The 240-nt window shown below is 55.0% G+C and carries 1 protein-coding gene; it reads right to left on the reverse strand.

The features are described from left to right. Positions 1 to 240 (reverse strand): NAD-binding protein (locus tag FDX22_RS20390; protein WP_186805386.1); only part of this gene is annotated, 240 nt, incomplete at both ends.

Here is a 240-nt window from a genome sequence, read left to right on the forward strand (position 1 = left end):
ACTGCACCTTAGCATTGAGGATCAGCTCTACGCCTTTATCGCGTAAAATATCAGCGATCGCATCGGCGATATCCCGGTCCTCACGGGGCAAAAACAGCGGTGCAGCCTCAAAAATAGTGACCTGACTGCCGAAGTTGGCAAACATCGACGCGAACTCAACGCCGATATAGCCACCCCCCAGGATACCCAGGCGCTGTGGGCGTTGGGTCAAATTCAGCAACCCGGTGCTGTCAAAGACGC

Origin of the sequence: Citrobacter sp. TBCS-14 (genome assembly GCF_005280805.1) — a bacterium.
GTDB lineage: Bacteria > Pseudomonadota > Gammaproteobacteria > Enterobacterales > Enterobacteriaceae > Citrobacter > Citrobacter gillenii.